The sequence below is a fragment of the Streptomyces sp. NPDC059582 genome (assembly GCF_042735715.1).
GTDB lineage: Bacteria > Actinomycetota > Actinomycetes > Streptomycetales > Streptomycetaceae > Streptomyces.
The window spans coordinates 415,972-431,526 of the sequence record NZ_JBHWCC010000001.1; the positions used below are offsets into that span (position 1 = coordinate 415,972).

Consider the following 15,555-nt stretch of genomic DNA (forward strand, 5'->3'; position numbering starts at 1 on the left):
GGCACCGCGGCCGGTCAACACCCGGGAGCCCCCGCGCGCCGACCGTGTTCGAAACCCCTGTGGCGGACCTGTCATCGGGGGACGCTACGCTGCCTCACGGCGCACGTGATCAACGCGCGCGACGGAACGCGTGTCCGTGTCACCGCACGGCGGACCCGGCGGCCCCTCGCCCCTTCCACACTCGGCACTTGGACTCCCTCACTTCATGTCTTGGTTTGAATCACTCATCCTCGGACTCGTCCAGGGGCTGACCGAGTTCCTTCCCGTGTCGTCCAGCGCGCACCTGCGACTGACGGCGGCCTTCTCGGGATGGAAGGACCCGGGGGCCGCGTTCACGGCCATCACGCAGATCGGCACGGAGACCGCCGTACTGATCTACTTCCGCAAGGACATCGGGCGGATCGTCTCCGCGTGGTTCCGCTCGCTGTTCGACAAGGCGATGCGCAGCGACCACGACGCCAAGATGGGCTGGCTCGTGATCGTCGGCTCGATCCCGATCGGCGTGCTCGGCCTGACGCTCAAGGACCAGATCGAGGGACCGTTCCGCGACCTGCGGGTCACGGCGACCATGCTGGTCGTCGTCGGCATCGTCATCGGCGTCGCCGACCGGCTCGCGGCCCGCGACGAGCAGGGCGGCCGGCACCGGGCGCCCAAGCAGCGCAAGGCGCTCGAGAACCTCAGCGTGAAGGACGGCCTGATCTTCGGCCTCTGCCAGGCCTGCGCCCTCATCCCCGGTGTCTCCCGCTCCGGCGCCACCATCAGCGGCGGCCTGTTCATGGGCTACAAGCGCGAGTCGGCGGCCCGGTACTCCTTCCTTCTCGCCATCCCGGCGGTCCTCGCGTCCGGGATCTTCGAGACCAAGGACGCGCTGGAGAGCGACCACGTGGCCTGGGGACCGACGCTGTTCGCCACGGTGATCGCGTTCGCGTCCGGCTACGCCGTCATCGCATGGTTCATGAAGTTCATCTCCACCAAGAGCTTCATGCCGTTCGTCTACTACCGCGTCGCCCTCGGCATCGTCATCATCGCCCTGGTGGCGACGGGCGCGTTGAGCCCGCACGCGGCGGAGTCCGCGGGCTGACCTGCCACCGGGAGAGGCGAACCGACCGCTCGGACAGAGCAGTTGAACCGCGCCTCTCCCCAACACCCGCCGCGTGGGCTCACGGTGGGTCCGTTTCAGGTCGCCCCCCAGCGATCGGACGATCATGGATCCGTGACCAACCGCATACGGTCTGAGTAGCGACCCGGTAGCGCAGTGTCAGTGCTTGCCCCTAGGCTTGCCTCCATGTCCCCGCAATTAACGACCCCTGGTTCCGTGCGGTCCGCTGCCGAGGTGAACGAGCAGATCCGGGCGCTGTGGCTGCGCGCGGGCGGCTCCCTGTCGGCCCAGGAGCGCGCGGAGTACGAGCTGCTGGTGGTCGAGTGGGCCGCGGCGATTCGCGGCCGCGTCGTCAGAGCGGCCTGAGGCGCCACGCCTTCCCGGGGCAGAAACCCCGCCCCACTGCCCCCTCGGCCCACGCACGCCCGGCCCGAGGTCGGCCGCACTCCCGGCGCGGCGTCCGCATCAAGATCGGCGAGTCCCCCGGCCATGGCGCAATATGTACATATGGGTGTACGGCGCGTATCGGTCGACCGCCTCCTGGAGCAACCCCTGAGCCGCGGACTGGTGGCGATCCCGTTCGTACTGATCGTGACGATCACCGTGGTGGACCTCCAGGTCCCGACCGATGTCCACCTGGGGCCCCTGCTGGTCGTCGCGCCCGCTCTCGCCGCCTCCCTGGCCGGGACGCGCATGACCGCCCTGGCCGGGTTCCTGGCCGTGGCGGCCCAGGTGCTCATCGCGGTGTTCCACGGCGGACTGGACACCCCCAACCACATGGCGCAGATCACCGCGCTGATCCTGCTCTCCGCCCTGACGGTCTTCCTGCGCCACATCCAGGAGCGGCGGGAACGCGCGCTGAGCCTGGCACGGTCCGTGGCGGAGACGGCACAGCACGTACTGCTGCGGCCCCCGCCACGCCGGGTCGGACCGCTGCGCGTGGCCTGGCTGTACCTGTCCGCCGAGGACGAGACCCAGATCGGGGGCGATCTGTTCGCGGTCGCCCGCTCCGGCGGTTCCGCCACCCGCGTGGTCATCGGCGATGTCCGGGGCAAGGGCCTGGCGGCCATCGCCGAGGCCTCGCTCGTGCTGGGCGCGTTCCGCGAGGGCGCTCACCGGTACGCCACCCTGCCCGAGCTCGTCGGTGTCGTGGAGGAGAGCGTGTACCGGAATCTGGCGGACGTGGTGGACACCGAGCACGACCTCGGTGAGCACTTCATCACCGCGCTCCTGCTCGACATCCCCGACCACGAACCCCAGGCCGAGATGATCAACTGCGGCCATCCCCCGCCCCTGCTCGTGCGCGGCCACGAGGTCGTCACGCTGCCCGCCCGGCACCCCGTACCGCCCCTGGGCCTGGGCGAACTGCCCCAACCGGCCCGGGCCCGCCCGAGCGACCCGTTCACCGTCGAGGCCGGCGACATGCTGGTCCTCTACACGGACGGTGTCGTCGAGGCCCGCTCACCGGCCGGAGTCTTCTACCCGCTCGTCGAGCGGGTCGCGACCTTCCTGCCCGCGGCCAGTCCCGAGGCCCTGCTGCGCCACATCCATCGCGACCTGCTCGACCACGTCGGAGGCAGCCCCGCCGACGACGCCGTCATCCTGGTGATCGAGCGGACCGCCTCCCGCCACCTCCACCGGCCACACCTGGGCGTCCACCTCGACGGCCACCCCCGGGCACACGCGGGCGATCCACCCCGGCAGCCGTCCGACTGACCCCCGGACGACAGTCGCCCTCCCGCACCCTCCCGTTCCCGGGTCGTCCCGCCCCAGCCCCTCCCGCTCCCGGCCCGTCCTCGGCCCAGGCCGTGTGCCGCCACGGCGTCCCGCGCGCTGCCGTCCCGCGCCGTGTCGTCCCGCCTCGCCCGCCCGGCCGTCCGTTAGGGTCGCATCGCCACAAAGGTCCCGATCTTCCCGGAGGGCAGGACAGCGGAGATCAATCGCGAGCGCGTCGTCAGGACCCTGACGTTCTGGCTGCGTCCTTCCTTCGCATTGCGTGTCATCAACCGGTTCCAGAAGATCGTGGGCTTCGACCGCTCGATGGCCCTGGCCTCCACCGCGCTCACCGCGCTCATCCCGCTCGCGATCCTCAGCAGCGCCGTGCTGAGCAGCGTCACGGCCTACGACCCCGGGGAGCGCATCATCAGCCGCTACGGCCTCACCGGGGCGGGCGCCGACGCGGTCACAGCGCTCTTCTCCCCCGCCGAGGAGACAAGTGCGAGCGTCGGTGTCTTCGGGATCCTGTTCCTGACGATCTCCGTACTGAGCCTCGCGCGTGCCGCACAGCGGCTGTTCGAACAGACGTGGCAGCTGAAGCCGCTCAGCGTGCGCAACACCCGCAACGGGCTGTGGTGGATCGTCGCTCTGGCCGTCTACTCGACGGTGACGGGGTGGGTCCACGCGATTCTGGGCGGAAGCCCGCTGGCGCCGCTGGCGTTGGTGCTCGACGTCCCGCTGACCTGCGCCTTCCTCGTCTGGAGCGGCCGACTCCTGTCCGCGAAGCGGATCGACTGGGCGGACCTGTTCCCCTTCGGGGTCACCGCGGCCGTCCTGACGGCGCTCTACTCGCTCGGCGCGACCGTCTATCTGCCGCGCCTCTTCAACACCTACGCCGCACGCTACGGAGCGGTCGGCGCCGTCTTCGCGACGATCTCGGCCCTCTTCGGAGCCATGTTGGTCATCGTCGCGTCGGCGGCCCTGGGTCGAGAGGTACGTGACGAACTCGCCCGGATCCGGCAGGGTCACCGCCCCTCGGACAACGAGGTCCGCCGTCAGTGGGACACCGTGGTCGAACAGGCCCGTTTGCGTTGGCGCACCGCACGAGAACGGGCCTCCCACCATCGGCCCAAGGGCCCGAAGAAGACGTAGCGGACCCAGCGGCCGTCACGCGGGCGGCCGCAGTTCCGCGTCACCCCGCAATCGCCGGCACGTCGCCCGGCGGGACCCTCCGGCGGATCGGATCGTCCAGCCGGTGCCGGACACGGACCGGTTCGGGGAGACGGACCAGTTCGGGGACATGGACCAGTTCGAACCTGCCGGACTCCACGGCGGCGGGTCGCCACCCGTGCCGGCGCGCACCCGCCCGGATCTGCCGGCCCGTCACGTGCACCGGCACGGGCCGACGGTCGCCTTTGTCGGGGCGAACACCTGGTCGGGTTCGTCACCCCGGCCCCCGATCCACAGGACCGCCCCGCCGCGTCCGCGCCCGCGTACCCGGTACGCGTACCGGCGCCCGCTCACCGGCCCGGCACCGGACGCGCACGGTGCTTCCTCCTCGGCCGCCGTCACCACGACACCGCGCTGCCACGGCCCTCCTGGCTCGACGGGCGCCGGGGTGCGACGGTCCAGGTCCGCCGAATATCGCCGCACGCCCCTTGGCGCGGCCCGTCCCATGCCCAACACTGAGCCGATGACGCAGCGTGTGGAGCTCGCGACGGTGATGGACCGGCTGGCCGTGGACGGACTGGTCACCGACTACGCGGTCGCGGTGGACGACGGCGACTGGGCGGCGTACCGGGGGCTGTTCACCCCGGACGGGCGCGCGGACTACCGCTCGGCCGGCGGCATCGAGGGTGACGTCGGGCAGGTCACCACCTGGCTCGCGGACAGCATGCGGCTGTTCTCCATGCGTCAGCATCTGATCGTCAACCGACGGGTGCGTTTCGGGGTCCTGGAGCAGGACACCGGGGACACGGCCCGTGTTCAGGCCGACTACGTCAACCCCATGCGCTTCGCCGGTCCCGACGGCGAACCGGCAGCCGGGCCGCCGGACTTCGTGTGCGGCGGCCGCTACTCCTTCGCCATGCTGCGGACGCACGACGGCTGGCGGCTGCGCGAGGTGGTGGTCGAGGAGAAGTGGCGCCGCCTGCCGGACCGCCGGTTCGACCCCGTGGCCGATCCCGTGGCGGACCCGGTGGCCGACTGAGCCGAGGCCCTCTGTCGTACTTCCTCACCCGACGCGCAGACTGGGAGCACCCGTCCCGGGTAGGGAGGCTCGGTATGAGGACGCTCGAACACTGGCTCGCCTCCCCGTGGCGTCGTACGACGCTCGCGGCACTGGCGGGTGCCCTGCCCGTGCCGGCGTTCCCCGCGCCCTCCCTGTGGTGGTTCGCCTACGTCGCCCTGGTGCCGTTGATCCTGCTGGCGCGCTCCGCGCCGAGCGGACGGCGCGCGGCGTACGACGGCTGGGCCGGCGGCTTCGGGTTCATGCTGGGCATGCACCACTGGCTGCTGCCGAACCTGCATGTGTTCACGCTCGTCATAGCGGGGCTGCTGGGTGCGCTGTGGGCGCCGTGGGCCTGGCTGGTGCGCCGCTTCCTGGCCGGGGTGCCGTCCCGGATCCGGGTCGTGGCCGCCCTGGGCGTCCTGCCCTCGGGGTGGCTGGCGATCGAACTGGTGCGTTCCTGGCAGGGTCTGGGCGGGCCCTGGGGCACGCTCGGCGCCACCCAGTGGCAGGTGGAGCCGGCGCTGCGACTGGCGTCGGTCGGCGGAGTGTGGCTGCTCAGCTTCCTGGTGGTGGCCGTGAACGTCGCGTTCGCCGTGCTCGCCTCGGTGCGGGAGTCGCGGATGCCGGCCGTGGCCGGTCTCGTCGCGACCGCCGCGGCCACCTCGGCGGCCTGGGTGTGGTCGCCGCGCCCCGATGTCGACGGCCGGGCGCGGATAGCCGTCGTCCAGCCCGGGGTGGTCGAGGGCCCCGACAGCGTCGAGCGCCGCTTCGCCCGGGAGGAACAGCTGACGCGTGAACTGGTCGGGCGGGACGTCGACCTGATCGTCTGGGGCGAGAGCAGCGTCGGCTTCGATCTGGGCGAACGGCCCGACCTGGCGCGGCGGATCGCCGCGCTCTCCCGGCAGACCGGCGCCGACATCCTGGTCAACGTGGACGCCCGCCGCTCCGACCGTCCCGGCATCTACAAGAGCTCGATCCTGCTGGGCCCGGAGGGCCCGACCGGCGACCGCTACGACAAGATGCGACTGGTCCCCTTCGGTGAGTACGTCCCGGCCCGCTCGCTGCTCGGCTGGGCGACCTCGGTCGGCGAGGCGGCGGGCGAGGACCGCAGGCGCGGCACCGGGCAGGTGGTGATGAACGCCGGGCACGGGCTGCGCGTGGGCCCGATGGTGTGCTTCGAGACCGCGTTCCCCGACATGACCCGCCATCTCGCCGAGGACGGCGCCGTCGTACTGGTCGGCCAGTCGTCGACGTCGTCCTTCCAGCAGAGCTGGGCCCCGGAGCAGCACGCCTCGCTGGCCGCGCTACGGGCCGCGGAGACCGGCCGCCCGATGGCGCACGCCACGCTGACCGGGGTCTCCGCCGTGTACGGCCCGAGCGGGGAACGGACCGGGCCGTGGCTGGGCACGGGCGCGAGCGCCTCGCAGGTGTACGACGTACCGCTGGCCACGGGTGTCACCCCGTACGTCCGGTTCGGGGACTGGCCGGCGCAGGTGGCGCTGCTGGTGCTCGCGGCGCTGTGTCTGACGGAGGGCGCGCGAGCGGTCAGACTGCGCCGGGGCTCTCCCGCACCGCGCGTACCACGCGCTCGCACAGCTCATGAGTCGCCAGTGCGTCCCGGGCGCTGAGCACCGTGCCCGCGCGCACGGCGTCGAGGAAGGCCAGGACGGCCTGCTCGATGCCGCGCTGCCGGGCCACCGGAACCCAGTCGCCGCGTCGGCGCACCGTGGGCTGGCCTTTGTGGTCGACCGTCTCGGCGAGGTTGATCACCTGGCGTTTGGTGTCCTGGCCGGAGACCTCCAGGATCTCCTCGGCGGAGCCGCTGAGCCGGTTCATGACGCCCAGCGCGGTGAAACCGTCCCCGGCGAGCTGGAGCACGACGTGGTGCAGCAGGCCGTCGCGGACCCGGGCGCGCACGCTCACGTCGTCGACCGCTCCCGGCACCAGGAAGCGCAGGGTGTCCACGACATGGATGAAGTCGTCGAGGATCATCGTGCGCGGCTCCTCCGGCAGCCCGACGCGGTTCTTCTGCATCAGGATGAGTTCGCGCGGATGCTCGACGCACTGCGCGTAGCCGGGTGCGTGGCGCCGGTTGAAGCCGACGGCGAGTGACACGCCACGCTCCTCGGCGAGCGCCACGAGCCGTTCGGAGTCGGCGAGTTCGTAGGCGAGCGGCTTGTCGACGTAGGTCGGTACGCCCGCCTCCAACAGCCGGGTGACGATCTCGGGGTGCACGACGGTGGGCGCGTGCACGAACGCCGCGTCGAGTCCCTGGGCCAGCAGGGAATCGAGGTCCCGGTGGCGCTGGGCGTCGGGCAGACGCAGGCTGTCGGCGACCCGGTCGAGAGTGGCGGGGGTCCGGGTCTGCAGGTGCAGTTCGACCCCCGGCTGGACCCCGAGCACCGGCAGATACGCCTTCTGCGCGATGTCGCCGAGTCCGATGCAGCCGACCTTCACGGGGGCTCCTTCACTGCTTGTCCACGCCTGCCTCCACGGCAGCATACGGGCGCCCCGGCGGCCGCCGGCCGGCGGTGCCGCCGAAGCGGCGCGCGAGGTCCCGCCGCGGGGGGAGCCGCTCCAAGGACCGGGCGGCGACTGAAGTCCCCTGGTGGGACAGGCTGCGGTGGGCCAGGATGCGAGCATGACGACCGAGCGCAGCGAACCCGCCCAGAACGCCGACGAACGCACCATGCTCGAAGGCTGGTTGGACTACCACCGGCAGACGCTCGCCCACAAGTGCCAGGGCCTGACCGACGAACAGCTCAGGACCGCGTCCGTGCAGCCGTCGGAGCTGTCACTGATGGGTCTCGTGCGGCACATGGCGGAGGTGGAACGCAGCTGGTTCCGTAAGGTGTTGACGGGCGACGACCCCGGCCCGCTCTACTACAGCGACGAGGACCGGGACGGCGAGTTCCACCTGACCGCCGCGGACACCTGGCAGGAGGCGTACGGCAGCTGGCAGGCGGAGATCGGGATCGCCCGGCGCAACGCGGCCGGCTTCGGCCTCGACGACCTCTCCGAGGGGCGGAGCAGGTTCACCGAGAAGCCGTTCAGCCTCCGTTGGATCTACACGCACATGATCGAGGAGTACGCGCGTCACAACGGCCACGCCGACCTGATCCGCGAGCGCATCGACGGCGTCACGGGCGACTGACGTCAGCCGCGGCGAGCGCGAACCCCTCGTACGGGGTGCGAGATCACCCGTGTGGGGCAACCTCCGCTCGTCCACCGTGCCTGACGGGGGCCGAGCCATCAAAGTTGCGCGGGTGCATCGAACGACGACCACCGCAACGCTCCTGGTCTCCGTGGCCGTCTCGGCCCTCACCGGCTGTGTGACGGTCCAGCGCCCGCCCGCGGCCGGGCCTACTGCTCCGGCGGCGCCCGCACCGGCGCCCGTGCCCCGGCCGGACGGCGAGGCCGAGCCACAGGTCGTGCAGGCGCCGGCGCGGGAGGCGCTGGAGCTCGTGGGGCCGTCCCGGCCCGCCGCACCGACGGCCCCGGCGCGGCGGCACGCGGCACCGGCCGCGCAGGCACCGGCACCGCACGACCGCCTCCGGCCGCCGCATCCGGAGGCCCGGCGCTCTCCGCGGCCGCACGCCGCGATCCCGGACCTGTCCGAGCCGGTGCGCAGGAACACGGACGTGTGTGCGCTCGGCAAGAAGTACGGCGGCTGGCGGGGGGACAGCCCCGAGGCGGTGATCTGCGATCAGGCGTACGGACGTTGAGTCGCGACGGGACGGCGCCGGTCCCTGCGAGAACGCCGCCGCGGCGGGCCCCCGGACTCCTCAGGGGCGGGCCCCCGCCCTGACGCGCCCGGACGCCTCAAGGTCCGCCATCGCACCCCCGCCCTCACACCCCCGACCCCTCAGGGCCGCTGCCGTGGTGGTGCCCAGTTCCCCTCGTCGGTGTCGTCCTCTTCGCCCAGCCGCAGTTCCATCCGGCTGATCGCAGCCCGGACCCCGTCCCCGTAGGTGTCGTCGCCCAGGACGCCCGCGGCCCCGCGGGCCCGGCGGACATGGCTGCGGGCGGCGTCGGAGCGGCCGAGCTTCACGTAGTCCGCCGCGAGGTTCAGGTGCAGCGACGGATACAGCGCCCGTACGGCGACCGCCCCCTCACCTTCGGCGTCGTCCCGGCGCCCGGTGAACCGTTCCTCCGTGAGTTCCTCGGCGGCGGTCAACGCCCGCAGATCCCACGCGAGTTCGTCGTCGGGTTCGTCCTGGGTGTCGGCGAGGTAGTGGGCCAGGGTGCAGCGGTGCAGCGGGTCGCCGTGCGCGCCGATCTCCGTCCACAGGTCCAGCAGGCGACGGCGGGCCTCCTCGCGGTCTCCCCCGTGATGCAGCATCACGACCTGCCCGATCCGCGTCAGTACGGCATCGGACGCCGTCTGTTCCTGTTGTTCCGCCACCGCGTCCTCCGCGTGCTCGTCGGCCGTCCTCGCCGGTCCCTCCCGACCGACGCTAACGGCAGGCACCGGCGATCCGGGGCAGGCGGCACCGGGCCGGCCGGTGAAGGGACCGGCCCGGCGGCGGTCAGCCCAGGTTCGGGACGGTCCAGTCGATCGGCTCGTGGCCCTGGCGTGCCACCGCCTCGTCGATCTGCGTGAACGGACGGGACCCGAAGAACTTCTTGGCCGACAGGGGCGAGGGGTGCGCGCCCTTGACCACCACGTGCCGGGTCTCGTCGATCAGCGGGAGCTTCTTCTGCGCGTAGTTCCCCCACAGGACGAAGACCGCCGGGTCGGGCCGGTCGGCCACCGCGCGGATCACCGCGTCCGTGAACTTCTCCCAGCCCTTGCCCTTGTGCGAGTTCGCCTCGCCGGAGCGGACGGTCAGCACCGCGTTGAGCAGCAGCACGCCCTGCTGGGCCCACGGCATGAGATAGCCGTTGTCCGGGATCGGCGTGCCCAGCTCCTCGTGCATCTCCTTGTAGATGTTGCGCAGGGACGGCGGGATCTTCACACCGGGGCGGACGGAGAAGCACAGACCATGACCCTGGCCCTCGCCGTGGTACGGATCCTGCCCGAGGACCAGCACCTTGACCTGGTCGTACGGCGTGGCGTCGAGGGCGGCGAAGACCTCCTCGCGCGGAGGGTAGACGGGACCCTTCGCTCGCTCCTCCTCGACGAACTCCGTCAGCTCCTTGAAGTAGGGCTGCTGAAGTTCGTCGCCCAGCACCCCGCGCCAGGACTCGGGCAGCATGGCGGTGTCGGTCACGTCAACGTCCTTATGTCGTGCGGTCGCTTCCAGGCCTCAGAACCTACAGGCGACCACTGACACTCGGCCCCGCGGACGGAACTACCAGTTGGTCTTGCGCGACAGCTCCCACATCATCATGATCGTCGACGGGTCCAGCGCGCGCTCTCCGCCCGAGATGTCCACGCTCGCGGCCACGTACTGCTTGCCCTGCCACAGCGGCAGCAGCCGCGCGTCGTCGACGAGGATCTGCTGGGCGTCCTCGAAGTCCCGCACCACGTTGGCGCGGTCGCTCTCCCCGCGGGAGTGGGGCAGCAGTTCCTGGGTGATCTTCTTCGCCTGGTAGGGCGTACCGAGGGCGTTGCGCTCACCCACGAACGGTGCGATGAAGTTGTCCGCGTCGGGGAAGTCAGGGAACCAGCCGCGCCCGAACACCGGGTACTCGCCCTTCTGGTAGCCGTCGACGTAGGTCTTCCAGGGCCGGTCCTTCAGCGTGATCGTGAACAGGCCCGAGGCATCCAGCTGGCGCTTGATCTCCGCGAACTGGAGGGCCGTCTCGGAACCGTAGCGGTCGCTGGTGTACCAGAGGGTGAGCGGGACGGGCTCGGTGATGCCCGCGTCGGTGAGGAACTTGCGGGCCTTGGTGGTGTCCGGGTCGCCGAAGTCGTCGAAGAACCCTGTGGTGTGGCCGGTCAGACCCTTGGGGACCATGGAGTACAGCGGGTCGACCGTGTCCTTGTAGATCTTGTGCGTGATCGCACCCCGGTCGACGACCTGTGCGATGGCCTTGCGCACGGCGGTCTTGCCCGCCCAGGGATCCTTCGGGTTGAACACCAGATAGCTGATGTCGGTACCCGTGCCCTCGACCAGCTGGAGGTCCTCCCCGGTGCCGTTCTTCTCGAGGGCGATGATGTCGCCGGCGGCGAGACCGCGGTAGGTGACGTGGATCTGCTGGTCGCGCAGGGCCTTCACCATGGCGGACGAGTCCTGGAAGTAACGGATCGTCACCGCGTCGTTCTTGCGCTCGGCGAAGCCCTTGTAGTCGCCGTTGGAGACGAGCTGGGCCTGCTTGCCCTCGTCGTACGACCGGAGCCGGTAGGGCCCGGATCCGTCGACCTTGCCGTCCTTGCGGAGGGAGTTCGCCGGGTATTCGGCGGGGTCGACGATGGACATGGCCGGGGTGGCGAGGACGAAGGGGAAGGTCGCGTCGGGCTGGTTGAGATGGAACACGATCTCGCGGTCGCCGACCGTCTCCACCTGGTCCAGGCTGCCCAGCAGACCCGCCGGACCCGTGGGCGCGTTGATCTTCTTGATCCGGTCGATCGAGTGCTTGACCGCCTTCGCGTCGAGCGTGTCGCCGTCGGAGAACTTCATGTCCGCACGCAGCTTGCAGCGGTACGTGCGGTTGGAGTCGTCGGTGAACCCACAGCTCTCGGCCGCGTCCGGCTGCGGCGTCGTCGCGCCGTTCGGGTAGGCCAGCAGCGTCTGGTAGATGTTGCGGAACAGCTCCCAGGAGCCGTCCCACGAGGCGGCGGGATCCAGCGTGCTGGGGGCGCTGGTCGTCCCCACGACGATCGGTCCCTGGCTGTCCGCGCCGCTGTCCGAGAAGTAGCCGCATCCAGCCACCAGGGATATGGACGCGATCGCCGCCGCTCGCCGCGGGCTTCGCTTCCGGTTGAACACGCGCACGCTCCTCGATCTGCCATACCAAGGGTCGGCAGACCATACCGCAGTGTCACGGGAGTTGAACCTGCTTCGCACGGTGCTCGAGATCGACTCGTGAATGACGACGTTGTCATGCTTGTGCATGGTCCCTTGTACGACGAAACGGGCGCCGTTCTCCCTCGGAATCCGTAAGGATCCGCATGGATCCGCATGGATCCGTCAAGGGGGAAACAGCGCCCGTGTCGGGTTCGCGCGACTCAGCCGACGCCGGCGTTGAGGAAGATGCCGCCGTCGACGACGAGGGTCTGACCGGTGATCCAGTCGGACTGCGTCGACGTCAGGAACGCGGCGGCGCCGCCGATGTCCGAGGGCACACCGAGCCGGCCCAGCGGGTACGACGCGGCCGCCTCCGCCTCCCGGCCCTCGTACAGGGCCTGCGCGAACTTGGTCTTCACGACGGCCGGGGCGATCGCGTTGACCCGGACCTTCGGCGCGTACTCGTGCGCAAGCTGCTGGGTCAGGTTGATCATCGCGGCCTTGCTGATGCCGTAGGCGCCGATGAAGGGCGAGGCCGAGAGGCCCGCGACGGAGGCGATGTTGACGATCGCGCCGCCGTTGTCCTTCTGCCAGGCGTGCCAGGTGCGCTGGGCGAAGCCGAGCGCCGAGATCACGTTGGTCTCGAAGACCTTGCGCGCGACGTCCAGGTCGAGGTCGGCGATCGGCCCGAACACCGGGTTCGTACCGGCGTTGTTGACCAGGAAGTCGACGCGGCCGAAGGCCTCCATGGTGCGGTCGACGACGACGGCCTGATGGTCCAGGTCGTGGGCCTTGCCGGCGACGCCGATGACCCGGTCGGCGCCGAGCTTCTCGACGGCCTCCTTGAGGGCTTCCTCGTTGCGGCCGGTGATGCAGACCCGGTCCCCGCGGGCGACGAGCGCCTCGGCGACGCCGTAGCCGATGCCGCGGCTGGCGCCCGTGACCAGGGCGACCTTGCCGGAGAGTTCAGTCATGTCCGTGATCCTTAGTCGAGCGGTCCGCCGGCGACGTACAGCACCTGGCCGGAGACGAAGCCGGCGCCCTCGCTGGTGAAGAAGGCGATGGCGTTGGCGATGTCCTCGGGCTCGCCGACGCGCTGCACCGGGATCTGGGTGGCGGCCGCGGCCTTGAACTCCTCGAAGCCCATCTTGACCCGGTCGGCGGTGGCCTTGGTCATCTCGGTCGCGATGAAGCCGGGGGCGACGGCGTTGGCCGTGACGCCGAACCTGCCGAGCTCGATGGCCAGGGTCTTGGTGAAGCCCTGGAGACCGGCCTTGGCGGCGGAGTAGTTGGCCTGGCCGCGGTTGCCGAGGGCGGAGGACGAGGAGAGGTTGACGATCCGGCCGAAGCCCGCGTCCACCATGTGCTTCTGGACGGCCTTGGTCATCAGGAACGAGCCGCGCAGGTGCACGTTCAGGACCGTGTCCCAGTCGGTGGCGGTCATCTTGAACAGCAGGTTGTCGCGGAGCACGCCGGCGTTGTTGACCAGAATGGTCGGGGCGCCGAGCTCCTCGACCACGCGCGCGATCGCCGCCTCGACCAGCGCCTCGTCCGAGACGTCCGCGCCGATGGCGACGGCCTTGCCGCCCGCGGCGGTGATCTTCTCGACGGTGTCCTTGCAGGCGGCCTCGTCGAGGTCGATCACGGCGACCGCGCGGCCTTCGGCGGCCAGTCGTACGGCGGTGGCGGCGCCGATGCCGCGCGCTGCGCCGGTGACGACGGCGACCCGCTGCTCAGTGGTGGACATTGCTGGTTCTCCTCGCGCTTGAGATGCGGCTCCCACGGTACGCCCCTCCGGTGAGCGACCGCTTAGTACCTTCAGCAGACGTGACGCTAGAAGCGATGGCACCCGGTGTCAACGGCACACCGCGCGCGTGTGATCCATTACCTGACCAGCAGGTCGAGCAGCCGCTCCGGCTCGGCCGCCGCGTCGGCGGTCAGACCGGTGTGCACGGGGCCCGGCTGGACGACCGTGGAACGCGGTGCGATCAGCCAGCGGAAGCGCCGGCCGGCGTCGTCGCGCGCCGCCTGCCCGGCCGCCTCGCCGCCGGCGCACACGCCCTCGACCGCGCGCAGCGCGGCCCGTACCCCGGGCATGTCCACGTCCGGGTCGAGGGCCAGCAGTCTGGTCTCGTCGAGGTGTGTGCGCACCCCGACGAAGGACTCGGCCCGGCAGTAGACGAGGACGCCGGCGTTGATGCACTCGCCGCGCTCCACCCTGGGCACCACCCGCAGCACCGCGTACTCGAAGACGTTGCGCCCGCTCACCGGACCCCCTCGATGCGCTCGTGGACGTGTCCCGCGCGCGCGAGCAGCGGACGCGCGTAGGCCTGCCGGAGGTCGTCCGGCGTGGCGAAGCCCGGCTCGTCCGTCAGCCACACGTCCGGAATCCCGGCGGTGACCTCGGCCAGGAGTTCCTCGGTGACCAGCGGCGCGAGTTCGGCGGCGGCCGCGGCGACATCCGGCGCGAACGGCCTGAGCGCATGGTCGGACATGTCGTACGGACGGGCCGCGGAGGCTTCGGCGCCGCGCCAGTTGTGGTGCCAGATCATGGTGGCGCCGTGGTCGATGAGCCACAGCTCGCCCCGCCACATCAGCAGGTTGGGGTTGCGCCAGGAGCGGTCGACGTTGTTGACGAGCGCGTCGAACCAGACGATCCGGCCGGCCTCCTCGGGGCTCACCCGGAAGGCGAGCGGGTCGAAGCCGAGGGCGCCGGAGAGGAAGTCCATGCCGAGGTTGGTGCCGCCGCTGGACTTGAGCAGCTCCTGCACCTCCTGGTCGGGTTCACCGAGTCCCAGTACCGGGTCGAGCTCGACCGTGACCAGACCGGGCACCCGGAAGCCGAGCCGGCGGGCGAGTTCCCCGCACACGACCTCGGCGACGAGCGTCTTGCGGCCCTGTCCGGCGCCGGTGAACTTCATGACGTACGTCCCGAAGTCGTCGGCCTCGACGAGCCCCGGCAGCGAGCCGCCCTCACGCAGGGCCGTGATGTAGCGGGTCGCGGTGACTTCCTTGAGCATCGCCCCAGGTTACTGGGGCGATCGCGGCCGGCGGACGTCGGCCGCTCCCGTATCGCGCGGTGGATACGCGCACATCTGAACAGCCGGTCCGCCCAGGCCGTACTGGTGTGCAGATCACCAGGGATCGAGGAGTCGAGGGAAGGGAACGTCAGGATGACCAGCGAATCGCTTCAGCCCGTCACCGGCCCCAGCCGCCGTACCGTCGTGGCGACGGTCGGGGCGGCCGGGATCGCTGTCGCGCTGACCGCGTGCGGGTCGGGGGACTCCGGGGACAAGGACACCTCGGGCCCCGCGGCGGCCCCCGGCACCGTCCTCGCGAAGACCTCGGAGATCCCGGAGGGCGGCGGCAAGATCTTCACGGATCCGGCGGTGGTGGTCACACAGCCGACGGCGGGCACCTTCAAGGCGTTCTCCTCGAAGTGCACGCACAAGGGCTGTCCGGTGACGAGCATCGCGAACGGCGTGATCGTCTGCCCCTGTCACCACAGTGAGTTCTCCATCGAGGACGGCAGCGTGAAGCACGTCCCGGCGACCAGCCCGCTGGCCGCCGTCGAGATCACCGTGTCCGGGGAGGAGATCAAGCTGGCCTGAGTCCGG

17 protein-coding genes are annotated in these 15,555 nt (G+C 71.0%); 9 read left to right on the plus strand and 8 right to left on the minus strand.

Going from position 1 to position 15,555, the window contains the following annotated elements:
• Positions 1–205: 205 nt before the first annotated feature.
• The 6 genes from ACFV0T_RS01860 (at position 206) to lnt (ending at position 6,673) form a co-directional block, all read left to right on the plus strand.
• Positions 206–1,081: an undecaprenyl-diphosphate phosphatase gene (locus ACFV0T_RS01860; RefSeq protein WP_385773320.1), complete on the plus strand. Its 876-nt coding sequence runs from the start codon at positions 206–208 to the stop codon at positions 1,079–1,081.
• A gap of 204 nt (positions 1,082–1,285) precedes the next feature.
• Positions 1,286–1,465, plus strand: a complete 180-nt coding sequence (locus ACFV0T_RS01865) for a hypothetical protein (protein ID WP_385773322.1) — start codon at positions 1,286–1,288, stop codon at positions 1,463–1,465.
• Positions 1,466–1,606: 141 nt separating this feature from the next.
• Entirely contained in the window at positions 1,607–2,815 is a 1,209-nt protein-coding gene (locus ACFV0T_RS01870; RefSeq protein WP_385773324.1) for a PP2C family protein-serine/threonine phosphatase, read from the plus strand.
• 276 nt (positions 2,816–3,091) lie between these two features.
• Positions 3,092–3,967, plus strand: coding sequence for a YhjD/YihY/BrkB family envelope integrity protein (locus tag ACFV0T_RS01875; RefSeq protein ID WP_385773326.1), 876 nt, complete (start codon positions 3,092–3,094; stop codon positions 3,965–3,967).
• 541 nt (positions 3,968–4,508) lie between these two features.
• Positions 4,509–5,024, plus strand: coding sequence for a nuclear transport factor 2 family protein (locus ACFV0T_RS01880; protein WP_385773328.1), 516 nt, complete (start codon positions 4,509–4,511; stop codon positions 5,022–5,024).
• A gap of 74 nt (positions 5,025–5,098) precedes the next feature.
• A complete protein-coding gene (gene lnt, locus ACFV0T_RS01885) occupies positions 5,099–6,673 on the plus strand; it encodes an apolipoprotein N-acyltransferase (protein WP_385773330.1) in 1,575 nt (524 codons plus the stop codon).
• Here lnt and ACFV0T_RS01890 read toward each other — a convergent pair.
• The gene (locus ACFV0T_RS01890) at positions 6,591–7,502 is read right to left on the minus strand and encodes a Gfo/Idh/MocA family protein (protein ID WP_385773332.1); all 912 of its coding nucleotides are present in this window, start codon (positions 7,500–7,502) and stop codon (positions 6,591–6,593) included. The two genes, lnt and ACFV0T_RS01890, sit on opposite strands and share 83 nt — an antisense overlap.
• Before the next feature lie 184 nt (positions 7,503–7,686).
• Here ACFV0T_RS01890 and ACFV0T_RS01895 point away from each other — a divergent pair, with 184 nt between their 5' ends.
• Together ACFV0T_RS01895 and ACFV0T_RS01900 are read left to right on the plus strand one after the other, a co-directional pair.
• Positions 7,687–8,199 (plus strand): DinB family protein, encoded by a 513-nt coding sequence (locus tag ACFV0T_RS01895; protein WP_385773334.1) that lies wholly within the window; start codon positions 7,687–7,689, stop codon positions 8,197–8,199.
• 112 nt (positions 8,200–8,311) lie between these two features.
• Positions 8,312–8,770 carry a hypothetical protein gene (locus ACFV0T_RS01900; RefSeq protein WP_385773336.1) on the plus strand — a complete coding sequence of 153 codons (459 nt, stop codon included), beginning with the start codon at positions 8,312–8,314 and terminating at the stop codon, positions 8,768–8,770.
• A gap of 140 nt (positions 8,771–8,910) precedes the next feature.
• On the opposite strand, the gene ACFV0T_RS01905 is transcribed toward ACFV0T_RS01900, so the two are convergent.
• The 7 genes from ACFV0T_RS01905 to ACFV0T_RS01935 all read right to left on the minus strand — a co-directional run bounded on the left by ACFV0T_RS01905 (position 8,911) and on the right by ACFV0T_RS01935 (position 14,958).
• Complete coding sequence (locus ACFV0T_RS01905) at positions 8,911–9,450, minus strand: hypothetical protein (protein WP_385773338.1); 540 nt, start codon at positions 9,448–9,450, stop codon at positions 8,911–8,913.
• Positions 9,451–9,574: 124 nt separating this feature from the next.
• Positions 9,575–10,258 (minus strand): uracil-DNA glycosylase, encoded by a 684-nt coding sequence (gene ung / locus ACFV0T_RS01910; protein WP_385773340.1) that lies wholly within the window; start codon positions 10,256–10,258, stop codon positions 9,575–9,577.
• 81 nt (positions 10,259–10,339) lie between these two features.
• On the minus strand, positions 10,340–11,920 hold the full coding sequence (locus ACFV0T_RS01915; RefSeq protein ID WP_385773342.1) for an ABC transporter substrate-binding protein: 1,581 nt from the start codon (positions 11,918–11,920) through the stop codon (positions 10,340–10,342).
• Positions 11,921–12,159: 239 nt separating this feature from the next.
• Positions 12,160–12,912: an SDR family oxidoreductase gene (locus ACFV0T_RS01920; protein ID WP_385773344.1), complete on the minus strand. Its 753-nt coding sequence runs from the start codon at positions 12,910–12,912 to the stop codon at positions 12,160–12,162.
• Positions 12,913–12,923: 11 nt separating this feature from the next.
• On the minus strand, positions 12,924–13,685 hold the full coding sequence (gene fabG, locus ACFV0T_RS01925) for a 3-oxoacyl-ACP reductase FabG (protein WP_385773346.1): 762 nt from the start codon (positions 13,683–13,685) through the stop codon (positions 12,924–12,926).
• Between the two features lie 137 nt (positions 13,686–13,822).
• On the minus strand, positions 13,823–14,206 hold the full coding sequence (locus ACFV0T_RS01930; protein ID WP_385773348.1) for a DUF3037 domain-containing protein: 384 nt from the start codon (positions 14,204–14,206) through the stop codon (positions 13,823–13,825).
• Complete coding sequence (locus ACFV0T_RS01935; protein WP_385773350.1) at positions 14,203–14,958, minus strand: HipA family kinase; 756 nt, start codon at positions 14,956–14,958, stop codon at positions 14,203–14,205. The genes ACFV0T_RS01930 and ACFV0T_RS01935 overlap by 4 nt, the downstream gene beginning before the upstream one ends.
• A 153-nt stretch (positions 14,959–15,111) precedes the next feature.
• Between ACFV0T_RS01935 and ACFV0T_RS01940 the strand changes: the two genes are divergently transcribed.
• On the plus strand, positions 15,112–15,549 hold the full coding sequence (locus ACFV0T_RS01940) for a Rieske 2Fe-2S domain-containing protein (RefSeq protein ID WP_385773352.1): 438 nt from the start codon (positions 15,112–15,114) through the stop codon (positions 15,547–15,549).
• Positions 15,550–15,555 lie beyond the last annotated feature (6 nt).